Raw genomic sequence first — 24,976 nt, 5'->3', positions numbered from 1 at the left:
GAAAGGTTCTTAATCGTCCTGTTCTAGGGCTTCACGCAGTTGGTTAATGACTTTACTGGGTAAGCGACTAATAATAATGCGATTATTATCTTCGTCGAATTCAATATCTTTACCTGAGTTAAGTTCGCCAAAATTACGTTTAGTAAAGTCTACACTCCAGTTATCCGCTTTAACTTTAAGCTTGGCAAAGCGGTTAATTGTACTGGTATGAGGTTGGAACTCTTGGCTGACGTTATAGGGGCCTTTATTCGCAAATTGTCCAAAGGTGCCCGCTGCGGTTTCTGCCTGTTCTGGGGGAATGTAGGCATCGAATAGATTTTCTATCTCATTCAGATTGGCTGATTCCTTTTCGGAACGCTGTTTCGACAGATAGCTGACTACGTCTTCCACGACCTCTTCTTTACGGTCACTCATATTATTTTGGTTACAAAAGTCTCGTGTCGCGCGGATAAGTTCGCCTGTTGATTTACGTGATGGGGTGACATCGGTACAGCCAAATGCGGTGGAGAAAAAGTGAGTAATCTCACCTTTTTCTTTGCTACCAATAAAGCTTAGATAGCTATCCTGCTTTTTGCGAAAGGTGCTGATATTAATACGCGCTGCCTGGTGAAGTTGATCCAGATTAACTTCCATCACTTCTGTCGGATGAAGGTCATTGTCAAATCCTATACTGGCTTTGTCTCGGACAAGCGCTATCAGTAAATATTCATAACGATCGCTGGCATATAGGGAGAAAAGTACATATCCGCCGTTAGCATTATGGGCAGATGGATTGTTGATGGCAGCCGCTAATTGGGACATGCTTTTATCAACCAATGTGGCGAATACAGCTTCATCCCACTCTTGGCTGACAAATTCTTCAAACGCAGATATAAATGGGTAACTCTCTTCGTTCTCAGTGTTAAAGGAACCATGGGTTAAACTTGAGCGGCGACTGAAGGCTGCGTTAAGGGTCTCAAACAACTGGGTTGCGATCGGAGAGGCGATAGGGATTATGCCACCGCGGTCGGTGATCCGTGCGGGGGACTCTTCCGATTCCTTAACGAGTTCGCGAATCGCCAGATGTTTTAATTCCATAATGACCTCAAATCTTATTCGGTAAAAATAATATGGGGGAGAGATTGTATTTAAAACTCTTCGTTGATGCAGTATAAAGATGCACTCAATGTAAATGTCCTTGTTTGTGGGCGTTCATAATTATCTATAGGTTCCCTCCCATGGCGTTAAAACCTACCATCTTTAAAGCAACGTTGAACCTGATTGATATGAATCGGGATATATATACCACGGAGAAGTTGACCTTAGCTTTACATCCATCAGAAACGTCTGTTCGTATGATGGTGCGGTTACTGGCTTATGCGCTTAACTATGATCAGGACCTTTCTTTCAGTAAAGGTTTGTCAGCTAATGATGAACCTGATCTATGGATTAAACGTCCAGATAATTCTGTGAGTTGTTGGATTGAAGTTGGACAAGCTTCGCCTGAGCGGATACGTAAAGGCGTTAGCCGAGCTGATCAAGTCAAACTGTATGCTTATGGCTCAGAAGTAGATATATGGTGGGCTAAGCATTCTGAGGCACTTATGGGGTTACCTAAAACCGAGATCTATAGTTTCCCTGCTGCTCAGGTGGATCGTTTAAGTGAGTTATGCGGCCGAAATATGGAGCTGACTATTACGATTAGTGAAGAGCAACTTTATGTCACGGTGGGGGATCTGCAGCTAGAGGTCGATTTGACGCGCTTAGCTTAATCTATATAGAGGGGCGGTTAAAAGTCGACTTTTCCTCGTCCTTTTTTAATTTGTCCCCGTTTGTTTTTTTTATCCATTCTTTTTCTTTGTGAACTGCGTGTGGGCTTTGTTGCCCGCCGTTGTTTCTCGAGTGTTGTCGCGGTTTTAATTAGCTGTCGTAAACGTAGTAGTGAGTCCTCTTTATTGCGCTCCTGATCCCTAAAACTTTGTGCTTTTATAACTATTACGCCATCCACAGTGATCCTTTGATCTTGGTAGGCTAATAAGCGGTCTTTAAAAAAATCGGGTAAGGAGGAGCGTTTGATATCAAAACGTAGATGGATAGCGCTAGATACTTTATTCACGTTTTGACCACCGCAGCCTTGGGCTCGGATCGCTTTAAATTCGATTTCGTTGAGAGGGATGGATATACGGTTTGATATAGTCAGCATAAGGTTATTCTATCAATCAGATGGATAGAAAGTCAGGCTTTATGGCGTTAGGGTTGTAAAGTATTTGAGGTTAGGGATGATTAAATGTTTTTTTGTCGTTTATAGCCTAAATATAGCGCAGGCTGGTGGTTCAGCCCGCGCTCAAAACGGGTTGGATATAAAGTCAGCTAGTCATCATACCAATCATCAAATACATCTTTGATATCTTTCATTAATTCTCGTTCTTCACGCATAGCCTCCAAGCGTCGACGCTTGTCTGGATTAATGCTGTCTTTTTTATGGATAGTTGAGTCGACTTGTACTGAGTCAAGGTCATCGCTCATCCACTCTTCCAGATCAATTGCTGAATCTGGCTCATTACTAACGGGGCGTTGTTGGCTCATCGCAATGCCTCACCAATTGAGTTTATATATAGCCTGATTATGGTACATATTTCAAAATAGGAAAGTAGAGTCGAGACTATTTTTTGTCAAGAAAAAAGTAGGGCTGCAACGCCCGATAAGAATCACTTTTAGTGATGGGACAGGTTATGGAGGAAAGTGGAGACTAAGTTATTGGAAGATTAGATAAGAGAAACGGTATCTATGTGGTAAACAACTTGCCACTTAGCTACTCTAAACTTCGTAAAGTTGACCCGACCTTACTTTTGTAAGAAAGTCGTAAAATTTAGATGTTAATTATACTTTGGTATAGAAAAAACTGTTTTGCTGCAGTGCAAAAAAGTATAAGATAATGAGATATTGATAGAGGATTTCAGTGCGTGGCTACTAAGTATCTCAAACGTTTTTTTAAACCAGCTTCTATTGCTGTTTTTGGTGCATCTGCCAGAGAAGACAGCATGGGCGGTATTGTTATTCAAAACCTGCTAGAAAGTGGTTTTAAGGGATCTATTTACGCAGTCAACCGTCATGAATACGATGAGGTGCATGGCGTACCTTGCTTTAAAACCCTATCAGATCTGCCTGAAATGCCAGATTTAGCCATTGTTTGTTCACCACCGGAAACTGTTGCAGACCTTATTCGTGGCTTAGGCGTGAGTATGGTTAAGGCCGCGATGATTTTAACCGGTGGGTTGTCGATGATGAAAGATGAAACCCATCGATCATTGCGTGATGAAGTGCGGGAAGCGGCTAAACCTTATGGTATAAGGATCATGGGGCCTGATTGTATGGGTATGCTTGTCCCTGGTCATAATATGAATGCCAGTTATTCCCATGTAAATATACTTAAGGGCAAAGTCGCTTATATCGGCCAGTCGGGTATTTTAGGTACCGCTATGATCGATTGGGCAACAGGTCAAGAGATCGGTTTTTCCCACTTTTTGACCTTAGGTGATGGCGCCGATGTAGATCTTCCTTCGGTGATCGATTACCTCGCACAAGATCCATATACCCATGCCATATTATTACAGTTAAACCGTGTGGATGGATCAGCACGGGATTTTATCTCTGCGGTGCGTTCTGCTTCGCGTAACAAGTTAGTACTTGTGTTAAAAAACGATACATTTATCGGTGCAAAATCTGCGACCAAATTAGCTGAAGGCATCTATGATGATGACCTTGTTTATGATGCTGCACTGCGGCGAGCGGGTGTTGTTCGAGTCAAAAGGTCTGATGAGTTATTTAATGCATTAGAAACGCTGACACGTATGAAACCTATGCGTGGTGAACGATTGGCTATTCTATGTAATGGCACAGGTCCAAATGCGTTAGCAACAGAGCAGTTATTTAAACATAGAGGTAAACTTGCGGAATTAACGGATGAGACGCTCGATGCACTGGCTGAGATACTGCCTACCCATTGGAATCGTTCTAACCCTGTTGATCTTAATTCTGATGCGCGCCCGGAACGTTTTGCCGAAGCGGTACGATTATTAACAAAAGATAAAAATGTTGATGCGGTTTTGATGTTACATGCGCCGACACGTATGGCTTCTTCAGTTGAAACGGCTGATGCTGTGATACAGATCGCTAAAAAAACACCACGCAATATTTTAACCTGTTTTATGGGGCGAGCGACTGCTATTGAGGCCCGTAATCATTGTAATTCTGCAGGCATATCAACTTTTTTAACGCCTGAAGAATCGGTGGATGCTTTTATGCATATGGTGGACTTCCACCGTAATCAGGAAGTGATGCGTCAGACTCCACCCCCTTATATGGAGCAAAGTAGCCCTCATCATATTCGTGCTAGACAGCTTGTCCAAGATGCATTGACTGAGGAGCGGGATTATTTGCGCCATGAGGAAGCGATTGAACTATTAGATTTATATGATATTCCTGTCGCTAATACTTTTTATTGTGACAGCATTGATGATGTAGTGAAATGCGCCCAAAAAATAGAGGGTTCTGTACAAGTTAAAGCACTGCATAAACAGAATGTTTATCCATTCAGTTATGATGAGACTGGCCGCCAGCGTTGGAAAGAGATCGTACAAGACCTTTTTTCCAGTGCGGAAGTTGAGCATGCTACGACACAGCTATCCTATAGAATGGGAGAGGTTTACCCAGCAGAACATTTGATGGGTTTTTGTGTTCAGCAGATGAAGCGGGGTTTCCAATCGTTACAAATTAATGTGGGAATTACTAGAGATCCGACGTTTGGACCGGTAATATTTTTTGGTGTCGGTGGACATACCGTGGATGTTTTAGCTGATCGCCATGTCATGCTACCCCCTTTAAATCTTGCTTTGGCCTCAGAGTTGATTAGTCAATCTCGGCTTTGTCAGATCATTGAAGAAAATAGTTACCGTCCTGAACTGGATCTACAGCAACTGGCTAATTTACTGCTTAAATTATCTGAGATGATTGTTGATCTACCTAATCTTAAAGGGTTAGAGATTAACCCAATGTTGGTTAATAAAAGTGGTTTGCTAGTAATGGACGTTGCCGTCTCTCTTTCAGCTAAAGCGGGCTGTTTGTCGATCTCTCCATACCCTGAGCATCTAACTGAAAAAATAAGTCTCAAGCGTTCAGGTCGTAAGGCCATTATTCGCGCAATTCGTGGGGAGGATGAGCCTAACCACCTTGAGTTTTACAATAAGCTTAGCCCTCAATCTATACGTCTACGCTATTTTTACAGTCGCGGTATCCCAACACATCAAGAACTGGCTAACTGGACTCAGATTGATTATGACCGAGAGATGGCTTTCATTATTACAGCCCCTCGGGAAGATGGGGAGGGGATGGAAACCTTAGGTGTAGTCCGTGCAGTTACAGACGCTGATAATGTACAAGCAGAGTTTAGTGTTGTTATACGTGATGATCTGCAGGGTGAAGGCTTAGGTGTCGCGCTTATGAATAAGGTTATTGAATATTGTAAAAGTCGCGGCACTTTGCAAATTACAGGCTCAACCTTGCCTAATAACAAAGGTATGCAGAATTTAGCTAAAAAGCTAGGTTTTACAAATAGTTATAATGCCGAGGAGGAGGTTGTTGATATGAAAATGATGTTGAATGATCCCTTAGAGGATTGGCAGCGGCTGCGTTTAAACTTGCCTCGCTAAGTGTTATTAAACTCTGCTCGCTCATGAGCTTAAGGTATAAATAAGTGGGACGTTACATTTAGCGAAGAGCAAACAGTAAAATGATGGGCACTAGCTAAATTTAGACTAGCGCCTACCGTTGCTGTTTATATTGTTGGGCAAAACATCTCATGAAGAGTATGGATAATGCGTTTTGCTGTATCACCTTGTAAAGAGTAATAGATGGTTTGTGACTCTCGGCGGGTTTTAACTAACCCATCTTTACGAAGTACAGCAAGGTGTTGAGAGAGTGCTGACTGACTTAAATCTAAACAATTGTTCAACGCTGTAACAGAAAGCTCTTTCCCATCGAGATAGCATAGGATCAACAAGCGACTTTCGTTGCCGAGCGCCTTCATTAATTGCGCTGCTTTGCCCGCATTATCTTTCATCATTTCAAGGGTTTCTGCATCAAGTGATGCCACAGTTGAATCATTCAAAATTATACTCCGAAGCGCTTAACTATTAATGTTGGAAATGTAGTTTCCATACTGCTCACGCCAGCGTTACTGCTATTAATTATTATCAACTTATAGTTATTAATATGTAGTTTTTTATAACTGCTCGCATCTTACCTAGTTTGCTGCTTTTTCGCAATTTTCTAATATATTGCTGTCAAGTATAGGGCATAACTTAACCTCTTGCGCCTTAGTCTCGTCTTAGTTTTTTAGAGCCATAATATATTGCAATATTAGGTTATACTAATATAATTGATGCTTATTTACTATAAGCTTCACACTATAGAGGTGCTCAATGGGGTTTAAAGCGTGGCTGGTTGCTTTGGCTATGGAAAAACCTAAGTCGGTTTTCCTGATGATTATTGCTCTAGTGGTACTGGCAGGTCTACAGATACCGAGCATTAAGGTAGATACCGATCCGGAAAATATGTTGCCTCATGATCAGGTCGATCGTGTTTTTCATGACAATGTTAAAAAACGGTTTTCGCTCTATGACTCTATTATTGTTGGTGTAGTTAATACCGAAAGTGAACAGGGGGTTTATAACCCACAAACTTTGCAAGATCTGCATCAGCTTTCCACTGCGGTTCAGTCTATGCCGGGGGTTATCCGTCAAGATCTGATGTCGTTAGATACGGTGGATAATATAAGTCAGTCGGTTGATCAGCCGGGTACTATTCGTTTTGAATGGATGATGAAATCGGCGCCGACAACTCAACTGCAGGCTGATCAGATAAAAGCATCTGTCGAAAACCTTCCTTTACTTCAAAATACGCTTGTCTCAGGGGATGGGAAAGCTGCCGGTGTTTATATACCGATTGAGAGCAAGTCTGAGAGTTATCGTTTATCGCAAGAGATTCAGATTGTTATTGATCAGTTACAGGCAAAGCATCCTGATTCTGGAAATGAGTTTTATATGGCTGGCCTTCCTGTTGCTGAAGATACTTTTGGTGTCGAGATGTTCATTCAGATGGCGATCTCTGCTCCTTTAGCAGGGTTGATGATCTTTATTCTAATGTGGGTGTTTTTCCGTTCCATGTTATTGATTACCGCACCGATGCTTGTTGCATTGGCGGCGGTCATTATTACGATGGGTCTATTGATTGGGCAGGGCTATACCGTCCATATTATGAGCTCGATGATCCCTATTTTTCTGATGCCTATCGCCGTTGTTGATTCTGTTCATATATTGTCTGAATTTTCCGATCGCTATAAACCGGGAGATAAACCTAAAGCTGCGTTAAGGGAGGTGATAGGGCATCTATTTACACCGATGTTTTATACGTCAATCACATCGGCTGTCGGTTTTGCTTCATTAGCATTTACGCCAATCCCTCCTGTGCAGATTTTTGGTCTACATGTGGCTTTTGGTATTTTGCTTGCTTTTGTTTTAACTGTAACTTTGGTGCCTGCTTATATTGTTAGTTTATCGCCTAAACGCTTGGCTGCACTTAAAGATCATTCTATTTCGGAGCAGGTGCATGAGGATGAGGCTAGCTTGTTGAGCCGCTTGCTGTCGATTACTGGGCGTTTCTCTATAGCTAAATCTAAAGCCTTGGTAGTCATGTTTGTCGGTGTAACCTTAGTGTCAATTTATGGATTAACAACCATTCAGATTAATGATAACCCCGTACGTTGGTTTAAAGAGGATCACCGGCTTCGTATCGCCGATAAAGTGATGAATGAACACTTTTCCGGTACCTATGATGCCTTTTTAGTTTTGGAACGAACCGGCTTGGATCAGCAGAAAGCGGCTTTCCTTGCTTATTTACGCAAACAGGTAAATGCGCGTGAAAATGCAGAAGGGGTTGTTGCTAAGCTAGATAAAATTCTAGGTTCACTTGATAGTGAAGAGTACAGTGCCTTGCTACAAAAGCTTACCTTTGAATTAGATGATGCTGCCTACGAGGATAGTGCTCATGAAGAGAGTTGGTTAGCTTTATTAGATACTGTAGAGAAAGCGCAATCTGAAAGTAAGTATTTTCTGACGCCAGAAGCATTAGCTTATTTGGATGACCTCCAGTTATTTTTAAATGATTCCGAGTTAATCGGAAAAAGTAATTCCCTTGTTACCTTATTGAAAACTGTATACAGAGAGTTGCAAGGGGGCGATTCTAGCCAGTACAAACTGCCAGAAAGCAGTAATGCGGCGGCACAAACTATTTTAAGTTTTCAATCCTCTCATCGTCCCGATGATCTATGGCATATGGTGACACCTGACTACAATTCGACTGCACTATGGCTACAACTTAAGAGCGGTGATAATCAGGAGATGAGTCGGGTTATTCAGCTTGTAGATGATTATGTAGCTCTACATCCTCTTCCTGAAAATGTTGAGATGAACTGGGCAGGTTTAACTTATATCAATGTGGTTTGGCAGGAGCAGATGGTAACTGGCATGTTAAGCAGTCTTACGAGTGCGTTTTTTATGGTGCTGGTGATGATGTTTGTTCTGTTTCGCTCAATAAAACTCGGCTTATTAGCGATGCTGCCTTTGACGGTCACGATTTTATTTATTTATGGTCTGATCGGTTTTGTCGGTAAAGATTATGATATGCCGATCGCTGTTCTCTCCGCCCTAACTTTAGGGTTATCAGTGGATTTCGCTATTCACTTTTTGGAGCGTTGTCGGGCAACCTATCAGCAAACAGGTAGTTGGCCTGAAACCGTTGATGAAATGTACAAAGGCCCCGCTCGAGCTATTAGCCGAAATGCGGTTGTCGTGGCGATAGGTTTCACCCCTTTATTATTTGCACCTTTAGTGCCTTATATCACCGTAGGTTTTTTCCTCGCGATGATTATGGCTGTTTCTGCTGTAGTTACCGTGGTCTTATTACCCGCTGTAATTAACGGCATTAAAAATAAAGATAAGCTTTTTTCAGTGTCAGAGAATGATCTATTAAAAAAGCAAACAGGAGAAAGGTAATGTTTAAGTTAATCTCCACAACGTCGCTGTTTGTTGTGGCTGTCCTTAGTGTTTTCAACAATGTTTATGCGGCGGACTTAACTGATGCCAATGAGATTGTGTCTAAAGCTAATTTAGTCTCTTACTACGCAGGTAATGATGGTCGTTCGGAAGCGCGAATGTTAATTACGGATGCCCAAGGTAGAGAGCAAAAGCGGCAATTTACTATTTTACGTCGTGACCGAGAAGAGGGCGGCGAACAAGACTTTCTCGTTGTATTTAGTCGTCCATCCGATGTACGCAATACCGTATTTCTTGTGGCTAAAAAGCCGGGTGGGGATGACGATCGTTGGTTATATCTTCCTGGCTTAGATTTAGTAAAACGTATTTCGGCCGGTGATAAACGTACAAGTTTTGTTGGCTCCCACTATTTTTATGAAGATGTATCGGGTCGTAGCATAAGAGAAGATAGCCATCAGTTACTGGAAACTACAGATAAGTATTATGTGATAGAGAATAAACCTCTGGATACGAATAGTGCTGAATTTAGTCGGTATATTGCTTGGATTAACAAAACTAGCTTCTTGCCGGAAAAAATAGAATATATGGATGAGAACGATACAGTCTATCGACGTGTAGAGGTTCTTTCTAGCGCACTTATTCAAGGTCATGAAACGGTAACTAAATCAAAAGTTTCTGATCTGCGTAGCGGCGGTTCAACTACCTTAGAGTTTCGTTTTCAAAACTATGATCTAGGTATGGATCAGGCTGTATTTAGTGAGCGCTCATTGCGTAAGCCACCACGTGAATGGTTGCAGAGAGGACAGTAATGAAGTCTAAAATAGCCCAAGCAAGGCTTCTACTTACGGTTGTAATATTCTCGCTCTCATCTCTACTTTATGCGGCAGATGATTGGGGGGATGACGCTTGGGGCCAAGAGGAGAAACAAGGGGCTATAGTACATGGCTTTATCGAAACCGCTGTCGGTAGCCGAGTGAGTGATGATGCGTTAATAAGTGATGATTTAAGCTTGGCAGAGGTGCGTGCCCGAGTTGAAGCGGAAAGCTATCAAGGTGGCTTGCGCCTGAGCGGTAAAGTAGACCTATATGCTGATGGGGTTGAGAGTGGTTTAGATATCTATCTACGGGAAGCTGTGGCGGAGTTTTCCCTAGCGGATAATGTTGATGTGAGAGCGGGGCATCAAGTTTTAACTTGGGGGACTGGGGATCTAGTCTTTTTAAATGACCTGTTTGCTAAAGATTGGGTATCTTTTTTTGCTGGTCGAGATGATGAGTATTTGAAGGCGCCTTCGTCTAGTATAAAACTGTCTGCTTATGGGGAAAAAGCGAATATTGATTTTGTTTGGACACCTATATTTAACAGCGATAATTTTATTTCAGGTGAGCGCTTTTCCTATTTTTCACCGATGGTGGGAACACAAGTAGCTGTACCTAACGGAAAGCTCGTACCGGAAGAGCCAAGTGAGAGCTTCAGTCATGGAGAGTTTTCAGCGCGTATTTATGGGCGTAGCCAAATACTTAGTGGTCGTAGTACGGAGTGGGCTCTGTATGGCTATCGGGGCTTTTGGAAACAACCTAATGCCATTAATAGTAATAATCAGCCTTATTTCAGCCCGTTAACAAGTTTAGGTGCTAGCCTTCGTACGAATATTGCTAGTGGTATAGGTCATACGGAACTTGCGTGGTACAACAGTGTTGATGATGGAGGAAGCGACCCTTTAATTCCAAATAGTCAGGTTCGTTTTTTAATGGGCTATGAGCAGGAGTTGATTTCGAAACTGACCTTAGGCGTCCAATACTATTTTGAACATATACTTGACTACAATGCGTTGGTAGCTAATGACGGTGATTCTATATATCGCCCTGATGAGCATCGAGAGTTGTGGACCCTCCGCTTGACCTATAGAGCGATGCAGGACAATTTAACACTTAACTGGTTTAGCTTTTATTCGCCTACAGACCAAGACTACTATCACCGTCCCTCAGTTAAATATCGCTTTAATGATCAGGTGAATTTAACCTTAGGTGGAAATATTTTTGGCGGAGAGCAGGCACATACTTTTTTCGGCCAGTTTGAGGATGCATCGAATATATATGCACGGCTGAGGTGGAGCTACTAACATGCTTGGTAGACTGAGTATGAGGCGAATTTATTAAGCGTAATCTTTTCGCTGCCCACGACGGGTTGGTTTTGGCTTAGGTTTGTAATGGACCGTTGTAGAGCAGTTACGACCGTTTTTCTTCGATGCATATAGTGCTTCATCCGCTTTTTTTATAACGGCTTGGGCATCGGCTAAGTCTGCCGTTTTTTCACAAACACCAATACTTATCTGGACACTGACCACTTCACTTTTATCGCGCTTATGGCGCTGTTGTTGGCCCTGATCGTTATCTTTGGGACGATCTTGATTACGGATATGCATTGGGTAGTTGGCGATTGTTTCCCTGAGCTGTTCTATATAAGGGAGTGCTTCCTCCTCGTTTTTACCAGGGAAAACTAAGGTAAATTCTTCCCCCCCATACCTATAGGCTTTACCGCCCCCAGTGACTTGATTTAGCTTGGCCGCAACCATTTTTAAAACCTGATCACCTACATCATGCCCGTAGGTGTCATTAAACTTTTTAAAGTGATCAATATCACACATGGCTAAGGTATATCGTTTACCTAAGGTTGCTAATTTATCTTGCAGGGCTCTACGGGCCGGAATCGCAGTTAATTCATCAATAAAAGCCATATGATAGGAGTTCTGCATTATTGAAATCGCTAGAGCAATTAGGCTGGCAGATACAAACAGGGCTGAGATAAGAGGTTTATCGAAGTAACTTAACATGATTAATGCTGAGATAAATGAAGCAAGTAGGGCCGCATCCGTATAAGTTTTACGCAATATAAAAGAGAGTAATACAGGAATAAAACAGACTGTAAAAGTAATAGCGGCGGCTTCGCTTAGGTAATATTTATGGATCAGCATCTCTAACATGCTCATCGGCAGATCGGCTAAGTAAAGCCCTATAGAGCCATTGGCCCAACTGAGATAAAGGGCTAGATAGCTGAAAAGTATAAGCGCGATTCTAATGATACCCGTGGGGGTCAATAACCCTCGCTCCTTATAGATAGCGATTAATGCCATATGAAGAGGGAGTAATACCGATATACTACTGAATAAAACAAAAGCATCAGGTTGGTTTAGACTGGTCTGTAAACCATGTTGAATAAGCCAGTAGGCGCCACTTAAATTGAGGGCCGTAAACAGAATTCGGCTTTTTTTAAACCAGTAACCTAATAGTGCGACAATAAAAGCTACAGGGTAGGGGGTTAAGGATAAAATTTGTTGGTATTCGTGGCTAAGCTGAGTGGCTATAGGCAGCACAAGTCCCATACCACCAAGTAGTAGCAGAGAAGGCAAAATTAAGCCTGCAAGTCTTAAAAACAAATTTATAATCCAACCGAGTTAACAACTGCTCCATTGTAACGACAGTGAGCGAAAAGTAACGACAGTTAATGAAAAAAATTGTTCTAAAACAATAAAAAAGCCGAGTAAAGGTACTCGGCATAAGTTACAGGCTTTATACAGGACCCTATCTGAGGTCACTATAATGCGCTATTTAAGCGTTTAAACCCCTTCTGTTTTTTTACAGCCTAGCATTGTTGCGATCATCATCGCTGGACACCAACCAGTAAAGGCTGACTGGCTTAAACTCACACCAATAATAGCGGTGATGATTAGGAACATAGGCGTTAGATTTAAGAAGAGTACAGCCGCTACCGTTAATAAGATTACCGACCCTGCGATAATATGAACCGCTTGATTGACGGTGACACCTTCACTGCTACAGCGTTCAGCTTTAAGCCCCATTTTCTGAAAGATAAGTATGGCTGGACACCAGCCTGTAAATGCGGATTGAAATAGATTCAAACCAACAAAGCCGGTTAGGTAATACCAGTTTGGATTCACGTAGGTTCCGAGTGCTAAGCTGGCAAGGACAACGAGGCCTGCCATTAAGCGTAGGGCTGCATTGATAGTCATAAAGCCTCCTGTTTTCAGAAAGTGTAGATTAAGGATTAATTCATATCCCAACATTATATATAAGTAATATCTAATATAAAAGTTTTTTTATTCAGTAGTTAAGTGTTTCAATCAAGGTATCTTTCATCTATTGAATCTATACTTTGAATAGTTATCCTCGAGTGTAACGTCCGTAACTAAGAAAGATTAAGTCTATGATGAGGGAGAATATGGATAAAATTCTGGTTAATATCGATTTCAAATATGACAACGCAGGCTTATTAGACAAAGCGATATTGCTAGCAAAGCAACATTCAGCGGTTATTGAGTTGTTTAATTGTTGTTACAACCGCGGGATTACCCAAGGGTATATGTTTGATAAAGCGGCAGAGCAGAAAGCAGAGCACGCTTATATTCGTCAGACGGAAGCAAAACTAGAGGCCTTATCCGAAAGGGTAGAAGCCGCGGGCGTTAAGGTCAGTTTTGATGTGTGCTGGGAGCGTCATCAGGTTGAGGGGGTTATGCGTAAAGTCTTGCGTTTTGAGCCTGACCTTTTAATACATGGGGTCCAGTCCCATCGTGGAATAGGACACTATCTGTTTGCGCCTATAGATTGGCTGATTGCAAGGAAAAGCCCAGTACCTGTGCTGTTTGTAAAACAGAAGCCTTGGAAAGATATCCTTCGTATAGCTGCGTGTGTGGATCCCTTCCATCAAGGTGATGAGCACGGCGAGGTAGATAAAGTTATTTTAAAAAAGGCTCAAATGTTTATCACTGATCATCTAAGTGAAGAACGTGTTTTACACTGTTTCAATACATTACCCCACGAAGCTATTTTTGATGAGCACATGGTGACAGATTATGCTGCTTTACAGGAACGAGTAGAAAAAGAGCATGTGAAACGTTGTAATCGATTACTAGCTGAGTTTGGTCTTAGTGTTGATTCTGAATTGGTTGATATTATAAAAGGCGAAGCGGAGTCTGTAATTAGCCAATATACAGAGCAAAAAGGTATCGATGTGCTGGTGATGGGTGCGGTGGCGCGAGGTATGTTCGATCGGCTTCTGTTGGGCAGCACTATGGAAAAAGTAGTCGATGATGTTGATTGTGATGTGCTAATCGTTAAAGGGCCGGATTTTAAATGTCCAGTGGTGGAATAAACAAAGCCGGTTGTAAAGGGATCTAATGCGTTATCTTTTTGGTGTAGTTTTACCTGCATTATTGCAGGTGCTTGTGGTTTTTATTGTGGTAGAAACAAATACAGGCAATGGTTCTTGGGCGGGGCTTGCTGCTTACCTTATTGGTATTTTCGCTATCCCATTAACGGCTATTATTAATGCGTTATATATATGGAAAAGTCCAGATGAGCACTTTCTCAATATGATCGGGAAGTGCTTTAGTATTTCTGTGATCGCCCCGATTCTTTGCCTTTTTATGATGTTTTTATAGTCGGATTTTAAGTGCAAAGCGGATATATGTAGCTTTATTAGTTTACAAATATAGACCTATTAAGCTCGTAATAACGGGAGAATATAGGCGATTAACAGGAAGTCATAGAGATGTTAAGCACCTTTTGATCTTTCACTTCTTCATACTAATGATGTGCCATCGGCGTTGATACTCAGCTCTCCATTCTTGGAAAATTCTAAGCTGATTTCAGGGTAGGCTTGGGAGCGGTTGTCACCTAAGTAGGCAGAGAAATTTTCTAAAATAATGTCCACTTCCGACTGTGTTTGAGCTTGTGCTAAGGCTTCACGCATAGGCTCAGTCGCCTGAATCGCCGCTACATGAGAGGATAAAGCGTGAGCCGTTTGTAATGTTTTAAGCATTTCGGGATGTTGCTCGAATGCCGTCGTTAATTCCTCTGTATAGGCATAATCATTAGGTAGAACCAATTTTCCTTGGTCATCAAATTGAATGGTTTGAGGCGCTTCAGGAATATTGTTTTGAGTTAAAAAGTTGGGGAAGACAGAAGAAATATGTTTTTGTAGTGCCAATACATTATTAGCACTAGGTAAGAGAAGATTAGACGCGCCAGAGGCTAAGTCGTTAACTGAGGGGGATTGGGTGAAGTAGCTATCTAAGTCGATCTCCTTCGTACCACTTCCGGTATCCATTCGATAAACGGCTGTGCTGGTTTGCATCGCTTTGGCTTCATCAGATAAGGTCACGCTTGAACTGCTGATCGATGGGTAAACCTTTGCCCCTTGGGGGTGAGGATTTACCGCTTGGTTGTTAGTGGTTAGAGAACTATTTATCACCTTAGAGGGGGTAGTATAAGCGGTGTTGTAGCTGTTATTTGTATAAATGGTCATGGCAAAGCTCAAGGTATAATCTATGTTAGCTTAGCTAAAGCGATTTATGTGCCAGTTTTGTGGGTGAAGCTTATAGCCTAAAGTTATTCGGACTGAAGGGGGGAGATAAGAAGAGTTACTGTTTTGCCAGTTTATATGCGTACAGATCCATTTGTTTGGCAAGGTCGGCATCTTTGTCGGAGATTCCAGATACTTCGTGGGTCATTAGTTGAACGTTTACCTTGTTATAAACATTAAACCATTCGGGATGATGATTGATTTTTTCGGCGTAGATGGCGCATAAGGTCATAAAACCGAATGCAGTGCTGAAATCATTAAATACAAATTGTTTGGTTACTTTTCCTTTATCTATATGCCAGCCACTACCCGTTGTATTGAGCTCATCAAGAAGGGCTTGAATCTGGTCGGCATTAAACTTATTGCCTGTCATCATAGTGCCTATACTGAGTATCAATCGAGTTGGGTCGAGCATGTTGATAAATGGGGTGTATCCCCATTTATCTATGCCAGTGCGTTTTTACAGATCAAGGTTTCGAGTTAAAACTTCAGCGGACTTAATAATACGTGTTGTCCGATAAAGTTCTGGGTGCTTTTCATCATCGGAGTATCCTACTGGATCTCCAGCGCCCGTATTGACGAACCAAGAATTTTCCGGACTGCGTTCATCCAGTAATTTTTTAAATTCCGCCGGTTTAATGCCCAGCGCTTGAGCCGCTGCATTGTAGGTGCAGCGAGTTTTTACTGCATTCAGGTAGTCTCGTATGATAATAATTTTATCCAGCATTAAAAGGTAATTCCTAAAAAGTTAATATTTGTATAGCTGTATTTACCTGTTAGCTATGATCGACATCGAACGTTATTTTTCGCCCCAAATTTTCTTAGCGGCTTCCGCAGCACGGATTCTATCTTTTTTGCTCATGCGTTTGCCTTTTACCGGCGCTTGACCTTTTTGTTCTCGAACCTCAATGGGGACGATACTATCGCGCTCAAACCCTTCTATTTGCTCACGTTCAAGGGTTTGTTTAATGCGCTTTTCAATCAGTTTAAAGTGACTGTCACCTTCATGGTCGATGAAGGAGAGTGCTAAGCCTATTTCGCCTGCGCGACCAGTACGTCCAATGCGGTGTACATAGTCTGCTGGCGAACGGGGTAGATCATAGTTTAGCACACAAGGGAGATTAGGGATGTCGATGCCGCGTGCAGCGAGATCGGTGGCCACTAATATCTTACATTTTCCTGACTTAAAATCAGCTAAGGCGCCACTGCGCTCTGCTTGAGTTAAGTCTCCGTGTAGTGCTTGTGCATTAATATCTGCACGGGATAGTTTTAAAATTACATTGTTGGCGGTACGTTTACTGGCAACAAAAATTAAAACGCGAGACCAGTTCTCTGTTTTTAGCAGGTGCTTCAACAGCATAGTGCGATTGGTACGATCGACCTCTATTGCGCGTTGTGCTAATTGTTCAGGAATTGTAGCTTCTTGTTTAATCGAGATTTCAATAGGGTTATTGAGTATCTCTTGAGTCAAGGTCCGGACACTGTGTGGGAACGTAGCAGAGAAGAGTAAATTTTGTCGCTGCTCTGGGAGTTCGTCAAGAATATCATCTAATTCATCACTAAAACCTAAATCAAGCATACGATCTGCTTCATCTAACACTAAGCTGTGTACGGCGCGTAGATCAATTGCGTTACGTTTAAATAGGTCGATTAAGCGTCCAGGGGTGGCTACAACTATATCGCAACCACTACGCATGGCTTGCATCTGAGTATTGATAGATACACCGCCATAGACAGCGAGTGATTTTAATCTGCGTGGGAAGTATTTTGCATATTGTTGAACGGCTTCTTCAACCTGAACGGCTAGTTCACGGGTAGGCACCAGTATTAAAACGTTAGCGTGGTTGCTACGCGGTGGAATTGAGTCTTTCATCCTTTCCAGTATAGGCAGCACAAACCCTGCAGTTTTGCCTGAGCCTGTTTCTGCAGCGGCCAGCACATCTTTACCTTCTAACGTCGCTGGAATGGCTTTCAGTTGGACTGGCGTTGGTTCGGTGTAACCTAAATCCGTTAAAGCATTTAACAGAAAGTCGGAAAGATTAAGTGAAGAAAAAGACATAAAAAGGTAACTGCTCAAGATTCAGGAGATCGAACGGTTCATTCTAGCAGAATTGAGTAGAATTATCGGCCTGTTCTTTTAAGCCTTGGCAGGTTCAACGGAAATACTGAGTTCTTTGCCGATGCAGAGGGAGGGAAACCCTATTTAAGTAAGCCTTGCCCTTAAGCGCTTAAGCGTGTTGAGGGCAAGGTTTCTATGTTTGATTATAGATCCAGCTCTGCCCAGATAGGGGCGTGATCAGAGGGTTTTTCCATGCTTCGAATCTCATAATCAACACCGGCATCTTGGCATTTCTCTAGCAGTGGTGCCGTTAGTAAGATGCCATCAATACGTAGACCACGTTTTGGATCATCAGCAAATCCCTTTGAGCGGTAATCAAACCAGCTAAAAACACGGTCTTCATCAGGGTTAAGGTAACGGAAGCAATCAGTTAAGCCCCAGTCTGTTAGTTTTCCATACCATTCCCGCTCTTCCGGTTGGAAGCTTGCTTTGCCTGTTTTTAACCAACGTTTACGGTTAGGCTCACCAATACCGATGTCTTTATCTTCAGGAGAGATATTTAGGTCACCCATAACAACGATATTTTGTTCAGGTGAGCAGTGGGTCTCTAAGTGACTTTGTAGGTCGGCATAGAATTTACGTTTAGCTGGGAATTTTATTTCGTGATCTACACTTTCACCTTGCGGGAAGTAACCGTTCATGACTCGAATCGTATTGCCGTTGTCTGTTTCGTAATCACCCATAATCATGCGCTTTTGCGCATCTTCGGTATCGGTTAGGTAACCTTTCTGTACATTGGTCAGTGGCTTTTTGGAGATAAGACAAACACCGTAATGGCCCTTTTGTCCATGGATTTCGACGTGGTAGCCCATCGCTTCAACATCGGCCATAGGGAAGGCTTCATCATGGACTTTGGTTTCCTGTAAGCCGATGATGTCTGGTTGGTATTTGTCGATAACGGCTTGTAGTTGGTGGAGGCGTGAGCGAAGGCCATTCACGTTGAAGCAAATTAGTTTCATCTGATCGCTGTCCTGATCGGTAAATAAATGAATATGAATTTTATTGAACAATTAAGGGGAAAGATACTCTGAAAGTGATTAGGAAAATCAATTAGGCTATTTAACTTTCTTAATTAGCCCTCATAGTAGTATCAATGTAAATTGATACTTATAAAATAGACCCATCTTTAAGACACAAGTAAAGGAGCCTGTTGTGGCGGAATATGATTTTGATCTATTTGTAATTGGTGCCGGTTCAGGTGGTGTGCGTGCAGCTCGTATGGCTGCTGGTATGGGTGTAAAGGTAGCTATAGCTGAGGATCGTCATTTAGGCGGGACTTGTGTCAATGTTGGCTGTGTACCTAAAAAGTTGTTTGTTTACGCTTCGCAATATGCAGAAGGCTTTGCTGAAGCTGCGGGATTTGGTTTAACGAATAAAGGCGTGGAATTTGATTGGCCCACTTTACGTGATAATAAAACTCGAGAGATTGAGCGCCTAAATGGGATCTACCAGAATCTTTTAGTTAATTCTGGCTGTGAGCTGATAAATGGTCGTGCGGTATTGGTTGATGATCATACTGTGGCTGTAGGTGATAAGCAGTATAGCGCTGAGCGTATTTTGGTTGCGGTTGGTGGTTGGCCAAATGTGCCTGATATTCCAGGCAAAGAACATATCATTAGCTCTAACGAAGTCTTTTATCTGGATGAGTTTCCTAAACGTGCGTTAGTCGTTGGCGGTGGTTATATTGCAGTCGAATTTGCCGGTATTTTTTCAGGCCTTGGTACTGAGACAAAATTGGTTTATCGCGGTGACCTGTTTTTACGTGGCTTTGATAATGAAGTACGTGAGTTTGCGGCGACAGAAGTGGCTAAAAAAGGCGTAGATCTAGTATTTAATAATAATGTTGAATCTATAGAGAAGCAGGCGGATGGCTCTTTGCTTGCTCAGATGACAGACGGTTCTAGTATTGAAACTGATCTTATTATGTACGCAACAGGCCGTAACCCTAAAGTAGCTAACCTTGGTTTAGAAACGCTAGGTATTAAACAGGCTAAAAATGGTGCGATCATCGTTAATGATGAGTTCCAGACCAATGTTCCTTCTGTGTACGCAGTAGGAGATGTGATTGATCGTGTTCAGTTAACACCGGTAGCTTTGGCTGAAGGTATGGCCCTAGTTAATAACCTATATGCGGGCGAAAATAGAAAGGTTGATTATGACCTAATTCCAACCGCTGTTTTCTGTCAGCCAAATATAGGTACCGTGGGCTTGAGCGAAGAACAGGCGCGTGAAAAATACAGCAATGTTGAGGTGTATAAATCGAGTTTTAGAGCGATGAAGCATACCTTAAGCGGCAGTGAAGAGCGTACCTTTATGAAGATGCTGGTGGATGCTGATTCACGTAAAGTTATTGGCGTGCACATGGTAGGCCCTGATGCGGGTGAGATTATTCAAGGCATAGGTATCGCCTTAAAAGCGGGTGCAACCAAAGAGGTGTTTGACTCGACTATAGGTATTCACCCAACAGCCGCTGAAGAGTTTGTGACTATGCGAGAACCTGTTTAACTTTCTTATAAGCTCTCCTTCCCTTTGAGCTTAGAGTTAGCCCGCTTTGTGCGGGCTTTTTTTGTCTATGATTCTTATAGGGTATTTTTTATATTGAATGCTCTCGCTATTGATTATTAAAGCAGAAAACCAAGGCCGATAAAGCTTAAAACGAATAGCAGTATAGGTGGCTTAAACTGTCTTAATATAAAGAATGCGATAAGCGCGATGGCAAAGTCGATATTAGATTGTACTGCGCTTATGAAAATAGGTTGATATAAGGCAGATAGCAGCAGCCCAACTACAGCCGCATTAACGCCCCAGATTGCCCCAGCAACCCTAGGTTGTTTAGCTAATGATTCCCACGTATTTTGTAGACTTAATACCAGCAATAAACCCGGTAGGAAGATAGATAGTGTTGCGACTAAGGCTCCTATTAAGCTTGCATTAGGAGTCAGTTCTGCACCTAAAAATGTAGCTAATGTAAACATCGGCCCCGGTACTGCTTGAGCGGCGGCATAACCGGCAATAAAACGGTCGTTATCAATATGTTCTAACGACTGTTGTAGCAAAGGGAGTACTACATGTCCGCCACCAAAAACTAAACTACCCGTTTGGTAAAAGGATGCAGCAAGGGCTACCCAATCAGAAATATAAGCGAGAGGAGGTAAAATTAGGAACAAGCTAATAAAGAGGATAAAGGGAGGCTTAGCGAGTATAGATTTTACTGTAGATGTAGAATTTTTCTGTATGTTTAGAGCAGTGTTTTCTATATGGGATTGGTGTCTGGATTCTACTACGCCATACACTGCCGCCCCCATCAATACAGCCATCTGTGTCCAAATATTAGGTAGTATTAACAGGGCGGCTGCACTAAGTATAGCGATACAAAGCGAACGTTTTTCTTTACAAAAGCTACGTTGCATATTCAGTGTTGCATCGGCGACTATAACAACGGCCAATAATTTTAAGCTGTGGATTAGGCCATTGACTCCACTGCTGCCTTCGCCGAATTGAGTAGTGGCAATAAAATAGATAATTAGAAAAGAGGGTAGTGTGAAACCGACAAAAGCAGCAATGCCTCCTGCTATACCTGCGCGTTTTAATCCGATAGCAAAACCCACTTGGCTTGATCCTGGGCCGGGTAAAAACTGGCTTAGGGCGATAAGTTGGGCATAAGCTTCCTGTTCAAGCCATTTTAGATCTTGGACAAATGTTTTTTGGAAATACCCCAAGTGAGCTGCTGGGCCACCAAAACTAGTGCAACCTAGCAGAAGAAAACGCCAGAATACCTCCAAAATTTTAGACATTTATATCCTGTTACCTATGCTGATTAGTCACTAATTGACTATTTTCGAATAAAGCGCATCACTGCAAATATTGCAGAATAAGGTAGAGATATGAAAATTATATGACAACTCTAAGCCTTAGTTGTTGAGTGGGATATGTTAACTTATTCAATCTGTTTGTTTTTAGCCTCAATCCATTGGGACATGTATTGAGTACTCTTCATGCTGTGGTGCATTAGCATTGAGCCAGTGAAGTTTTGGAGTCTGTGAGTTTGTACGTTGTCGAGTAAGGCTAAGATTTTTTGAATCAGAGCGGGGCCTGTTTTACTGCCGTCATATAAAGCCGTTAAAATTGGTCTCGCTGCTTGTTTTGCCAACAACCAATTATCAGGTTCACTATAAAGCGTCACACAGGCGTTGATAAACTCTTCATCATTCTTGGCGATTTCTCCCGGCCAGCTATAATTTGGAGCCATACCTTCCGCGCCAATATCTGTTGTTATTGAGGGTGTCTCGCATACCATTGCGTCTAAAAGTTTGCCTTTAATGCCAGCACCAAATCGTAAGGGAGCTAAGCATAAGCGTGCTTTTTGTATCACGTCGTAAGCATCATCTGCCCAGCCTTTGATTAGAAAACCGCTTTTAGGATTGTGTAGTGCAGTTGCCTTTGGTGGCGGATAGGATCCGTAAATATGTAGTTCTATGTTCGGTAGCCCTTTCTCTTTTAATCGTTTTCTAATCTCTGGCCACAAGGTTTGTATATATAGAACAGAATCCCAGTTAGGGGCATGACGGAAGTTGCCGATCATCATCATATGTTGTCGATCCTCATAGGAGGCAAGCTGTTTGGGGAGATGATTAAGGTCAAGCATAAAAGGGAGGTGATGAATTTGTGAAGCGGGCATTTGAAACTGTTTTTGGAGCAGCTCTATCTCATAGCTGGAGATGATTAATGAAAGGTCTGAACGATAGATCGCGGCTATTTCACGTTTTGCGATATCAGAGTATAGGTCACTTAACTGCATCTCTCTTGCTTGTTTTACTGCTTGATGGCGGGCATTTCGTAAACACTGCAGATCTTCTGTATCTAAAATACGCAGAGCATTTGGGCAGTTTTTTTCGACTCGCCATCCAAACTGTTCTTCCATCATAAAGCGGTCAAACATAACAATATCTGGTTGTAGTTCATGGATGGTTTGATCGAAGCGACTATCATTTAATGTAATCGATAAGGTATCTATTCCCTCATCTTTTAAGTCGACCATATGATCTGTTACTTGTGCAGGGCTGGCAAATATCACCTGCCAGGCTTGACGTTTAAATAGACGCAACAGGGATAACATATGGCTACCGGCTGCAGATGATTTAGGTTCCGGCCAGACGTATCCAATAACTAGAACTTTGAGTGGAGATGCCTGCATGAGAAATACCTATAGAAAAAATTAACTGAGCTATTTTACCTAGCCAAGGTGGAGAATCTACAAGTTGTCATGTTCGCCTGTTTAAATAGATACAAATAAAGGAGGGAATATGACACTGAAAGATCATTTTGAGTTAATGGCTCGTTATAACCAGTGGATGAACGAAAGTATTTATGAAGCTGCAAGTGAATTGGAGCCATCTTTGCTATCAGCGGATCAGGGTGCTTTTTTTCATTCTATTTTAGGCACACTTAATCATATTTTGGTTGGCGATATTATATGGTTGAAACGGTTTGCTGAGCATCCGTCCCATTTTAAGGCGTTAGAAGCAGTTAAGCTAATAGCTAATCCAGACACGTTAGATACATTACTGTACCCCGACTTTAATGAGTTAAGGGACGCACGTTATGTGTTGGATATGGCGCTTATTGATCTATGTGATCAGGTAGAAGTTTATGACCTTGCTTATCCATTAGCCTATTTTAATATGCATGGGAATAAATTCGAAAAACGGTTTGGCTATCTACTACAACATTTCTTTAATCATCAAACCCATCATCGTGGTCAAGTGACCACATTATTGAGTCAAAATGGAGTTGATTTAGCAACCACCGATCTATTAGCTATCATTCCTGAGGCTTGATAGGGTAAAAGTTGTTCCTCTCCAATGATGTGGGTTGTGGAGCAGAACGATGGGCTAATGGAGTAAAGATGAAGTTACATATTACAAATGGTGATTGTGCTGGCGATATGCTTAATCGCTCAGAACGGATACAGGGTGATGTACTTTGTTGGAAAGATCTATTACATGATGGTCCGGTTCTCGCGCTTCCATACGAAGCATACAGTAAGGCGCGTACCACTTATTTGATGAGTTTACTTAAGAGCGCAGAGTATTCGGGCGAGATCACTGAACAGATGATTGCAGCTGACTTTGTTGCTCGGAAAAATCGATTAGACAATATTGAAGTCTATGATGAAGTTGTATTGTGGTTTGAGCATGATTTATACGATCAACTACAGCTGCTAGAGATCTGTCATCGCCTTCTTAATCTTGGATTAGCGACGCCTCCGTTATCAATTATCTGTATTGATCGCCATTCTGAGGTCCCTTATTTTTATGGCTTAGGTAATCTGACACTTGAGATGATGGAAGAGTTGTTTGATCAGCGCGTTCCTTTATCACAGCGCCATCTTATAGTGGCAGATACTATTTGGAATTTTTTTACTGCCCCATCGTCTGAAAACTTGGCGAGTGTTGCACAAACCGAAATAGCTGAGTGGCCTTTTATGGCGGCAGCACTACGTCGATTTTGTCTTGAATATCCATCTATAGAAACGGGCTTAACTTTAACGCAAACTTATCTACTTTTGACCTTATTGCGTGCCCCTGATGAATTACCTGCCTTGGAATATACTTTAAAACAGTCGGAACTGAAGGGTTTGCTGCCTGAAGGGACTAGTGCTACTGAACGGTATTATGAGGTTCTCTCTGGGCCGGCAACATTTAGGCGGGTTTTTAATCACCTGCAACAGTTAGAAGCGGCTCCTTTTATGGGAGACCTCTCTGTTCGTTCCGAACTTAACCGCTTGATGAATGCCGATCTACCTTATATTAGTAAGTGTCTAGTTAATGGTGAGGAGGTTTTTTCGCTGACGGTTGCTGGGGCGGAAGCGCTTCAAGGCAACAAACAGTGGCAAGGGGGCAATCCAAGTGATTTCTGGCGTGGTGGAGTGCATTTAACCTCAGAAGCGTACTGGTTGTGGGATGAGCACTTAAAACAGTTCAATGTCTCAGCCTATGATTAGCCCAGCCCAGTAGGGAACCGCCTAGTTTCTTTTTTCGCGCTCTTGGTAAATTCAAATAATCTCGTTGTTGAGTTACTTAGATAATTCTTATCTTCAAAAGTAGATATGACGTGAAGGTGTAATGCTTTATTTTGTTGGCTTGTAAATGGATGTTGATAGCGTAAAACTATTTTTTATAGTCTTGTTATGAGGTTTAGTTGGTTCTAGATAAGGTTTGGGGAAATCACTTATATCAGGAAATTTAATAGTTTTTAGTATCTGATTAGGCTTTTGAATGGTTATATAGCAGGGGTGTGGGTGGTAGGGATTTTATGAGGGAATAGGAAAGATTTCAGGCCCGGACTGCGTTCGGGCCTTACTTTCTTTCTTGTTCCAGCAAGCAGGTTT

At 42.1% G+C, this 24,976-nt stretch carries 23 protein-coding genes; 10 read left to right on the top strand and 13 right to left on the bottom strand.

Translation table 11 applies throughout. The features are described from left to right. Positions 1–9 precede the first annotated feature (9 nt). Entirely contained in the window at positions 10–1,077 is a 1,068-nt protein-coding gene (locus Q4492_RS01365) for a nucleoid-associated protein (protein ID WP_303415467.1), read from the bottom strand. 140 nt (positions 1,078–1,217) lie between these two features. Between Q4492_RS01365 and Q4492_RS01360 the strand changes: the two genes are divergently transcribed. Next, positions 1,218–1,751: a YaeQ family protein gene (locus tag Q4492_RS01360; protein ID WP_303415466.1), complete on the top strand. Its 534-nt coding sequence runs from the start codon at positions 1,218–1,220 to the stop codon at positions 1,749–1,751. Positions 1,752–1,768: 17 nt separating this feature from the next. Here Q4492_RS01360 and arfB read toward each other — a convergent pair whose 3' ends face one another. Further along, positions 1,769–2,182 (bottom strand): alternative ribosome rescue aminoacyl-tRNA hydrolase ArfB, encoded by a 414-nt coding sequence (gene arfB, locus Q4492_RS01355; protein WP_303415465.1) that lies wholly within the window; start codon positions 2,180–2,182, stop codon positions 1,769–1,771. Positions 2,183–2,349: 167 nt separating this feature from the next. Then, the gene (locus Q4492_RS01350; RefSeq protein ID WP_303415464.1) at positions 2,350–2,565 is read right to left on the bottom strand and encodes a PA3496 family putative envelope integrity protein; all 216 of its coding nucleotides are present in this window, start codon (positions 2,563–2,565) and stop codon (positions 2,350–2,352) included. 377 nt (positions 2,566–2,942) lie between these two features. Between Q4492_RS01350 and Q4492_RS01345 the strand changes: the two genes are divergently transcribed. Continuing rightward, positions 2,943–5,687: a bifunctional acetate--CoA ligase family protein/GNAT family N-acetyltransferase gene (locus tag Q4492_RS01345; protein WP_303415463.1), complete on the top strand. Its 2,745-nt coding sequence runs from the start codon at positions 2,943–2,945 to the stop codon at positions 5,685–5,687. Between the two features lie 125 nt (positions 5,688–5,812). On the opposite strand, the gene Q4492_RS01340 is transcribed toward Q4492_RS01345, so the two are convergent. Continuing rightward, positions 5,813–6,097 (bottom strand): helix-turn-helix transcriptional regulator, encoded by a 285-nt coding sequence (locus Q4492_RS01340; protein WP_082792353.1) that lies wholly within the window; start codon positions 6,095–6,097, stop codon positions 5,813–5,815. A gap of 361 nt (positions 6,098–6,458) precedes the next feature. On the opposite strand from Q4492_RS01340, the gene Q4492_RS01335 reads away from it, so the two are divergent. The 3 genes from Q4492_RS01335 to Q4492_RS01325 are packed head-to-tail and all read left to right on the top strand — an operon-like array spanning position 6,459 to position 11,208. Continuing rightward, entirely contained in the window at positions 6,459–9,089 is a 2,631-nt protein-coding gene (locus tag Q4492_RS01335; protein WP_303415462.1) for an RND family transporter, read from the top strand. After that, on the top strand, positions 9,089–9,898 hold the full coding sequence (locus tag Q4492_RS01330; protein ID WP_303415461.1) for an outer membrane lipoprotein-sorting protein: 810 nt from the start codon (positions 9,089–9,091) through the stop codon (positions 9,896–9,898). Before Q4492_RS01335 ends, Q4492_RS01330 begins: the two co-directional genes overlap by 1 nt. Then, positions 9,898–11,208: a hypothetical protein gene (locus Q4492_RS01325; protein WP_303415460.1), complete on the top strand. Its 1,311-nt coding sequence runs from the start codon at positions 9,898–9,900 to the stop codon at positions 11,206–11,208. Before Q4492_RS01330 ends, Q4492_RS01325 begins: the two co-directional genes overlap by 1 nt. 33 nt (positions 11,209–11,241) lie before the next feature. Here the strand turns inward: Q4492_RS01325 and Q4492_RS01320 are convergent, their stop codons facing one another. Further along, entirely contained in the window at positions 11,242–12,522 is a 1,281-nt protein-coding gene (locus Q4492_RS01320) for a GGDEF domain-containing protein (RefSeq protein ID WP_303415459.1), read from the bottom strand. A 180-nt stretch (positions 12,523–12,702) separates the two neighbouring features. Next, the gene (locus Q4492_RS01315) at positions 12,703–13,116 is read right to left on the bottom strand and encodes a DUF2892 domain-containing protein (protein WP_303415458.1); all 414 of its coding nucleotides are present in this window, start codon (positions 13,114–13,116) and stop codon (positions 12,703–12,705) included. A 209-nt stretch (positions 13,117–13,325) separates the two neighbouring features. On the opposite strand from Q4492_RS01315, the gene Q4492_RS01310 reads away from it, so the two are divergent. Beyond that, complete coding sequence (locus tag Q4492_RS01310) at positions 13,326–14,255, top strand: universal stress protein (RefSeq protein ID WP_303415457.1); 930 nt, start codon at positions 13,326–13,328, stop codon at positions 14,253–14,255. A gap of 25 nt (positions 14,256–14,280) precedes the next feature. Then, positions 14,281–14,544, top strand: coding sequence for a hypothetical protein (locus Q4492_RS01305; protein WP_303415456.1), 264 nt, complete (start codon positions 14,281–14,283; stop codon positions 14,542–14,544). Positions 14,545–14,684: 140 nt separating this feature from the next. Here Q4492_RS01305 and Q4492_RS01300 read toward each other — a convergent pair whose 3' ends face one another. From Q4492_RS01300 to xthA, 5 genes are all read right to left on the bottom strand, one after another. Further along, positions 14,685–15,410 carry a hypothetical protein gene (locus Q4492_RS01300; protein ID WP_303415455.1) on the bottom strand — a complete coding sequence of 242 codons (726 nt, stop codon included), beginning with the start codon at positions 15,408–15,410 and terminating at the stop codon, positions 14,685–14,687. A 115-nt stretch (positions 15,411–15,525) separates the two neighbouring features. Beyond that, positions 15,526–15,840: a 4a-hydroxytetrahydrobiopterin dehydratase gene (locus tag Q4492_RS01295; protein WP_303415454.1), complete on the bottom strand. Its 315-nt coding sequence runs from the start codon at positions 15,838–15,840 to the stop codon at positions 15,526–15,528. An 87-nt stretch (positions 15,841–15,927) separates the two neighbouring features. Continuing rightward, entirely contained in the window at positions 15,928–16,194 is a 267-nt protein-coding gene (locus Q4492_RS01290; RefSeq protein ID WP_067863768.1) for a hypothetical protein, read from the bottom strand. Positions 16,195–16,266: 72 nt separating this feature from the next. Next, a complete protein-coding gene (locus tag Q4492_RS01285) occupies positions 16,267–17,526 on the bottom strand; it encodes a DEAD/DEAH box helicase (protein WP_303415453.1) in 1,260 nt (419 codons plus the stop codon). Between the two features lie 203 nt (positions 17,527–17,729). After that, positions 17,730–18,545: an exodeoxyribonuclease III gene (gene xthA / locus Q4492_RS01280; protein WP_303415452.1), complete on the bottom strand. Its 816-nt coding sequence runs from the start codon at positions 18,543–18,545 to the stop codon at positions 17,730–17,732. A 193-nt stretch (positions 18,546–18,738) separates the two neighbouring features. Here xthA and gorA point away from each other — a divergent pair, with 193 nt between their 5' ends. Beyond that, entirely contained in the window at positions 18,739–20,091 is a 1,353-nt protein-coding gene (gene gorA / locus Q4492_RS01275; protein WP_067863777.1) for a glutathione-disulfide reductase, read from the top strand. Between the two features lie 116 nt (positions 20,092–20,207). On the opposite strand, the gene chrA is transcribed toward gorA, so the two are convergent. Together chrA and Q4492_RS01265 are read right to left on the bottom strand one after the other, a co-directional pair. After that, positions 20,208–21,380, bottom strand: a complete 1,173-nt coding sequence (gene chrA / locus Q4492_RS01270; protein ID WP_303415451.1) for a chromate efflux transporter — start codon at positions 21,378–21,380, stop codon at positions 20,208–20,210. A 143-nt stretch (positions 21,381–21,523) separates the two neighbouring features. Next, positions 21,524–22,780: a glycosyltransferase gene (locus Q4492_RS01265; protein ID WP_303415450.1), complete on the bottom strand. Its 1,257-nt coding sequence runs from the start codon at positions 22,778–22,780 to the stop codon at positions 21,524–21,526. A gap of 109 nt (positions 22,781–22,889) precedes the next feature. On the opposite strand from Q4492_RS01265, the gene Q4492_RS01260 reads away from it, so the two are divergent. Beyond that, entirely contained in the window at positions 22,890–23,423 is a 534-nt protein-coding gene (locus Q4492_RS01260; RefSeq protein WP_303415449.1) for a DinB family protein, read from the top strand. Positions 23,424–23,491: 68 nt separating this feature from the next. Next, positions 23,492–24,589 (top strand): DUF1835 domain-containing protein, encoded by a 1,098-nt coding sequence (locus tag Q4492_RS01255; protein WP_303415448.1) that lies wholly within the window; start codon positions 23,492–23,494, stop codon positions 24,587–24,589. Positions 24,590–24,976 lie beyond the last annotated feature (387 nt).

The organism is Neptuniibacter sp. 1_MG-2023 (genome assembly GCF_030547185.1).
In the GTDB taxonomy this organism is placed as follows: Bacteria; Pseudomonadota; Gammaproteobacteria; order Pseudomonadales; family Balneatricaceae; genus Neptuniibacter.
Note: the sequence above shows the minus strand (reverse complement) of the source record. Positions and strands in the feature narration are given on the sequence as shown.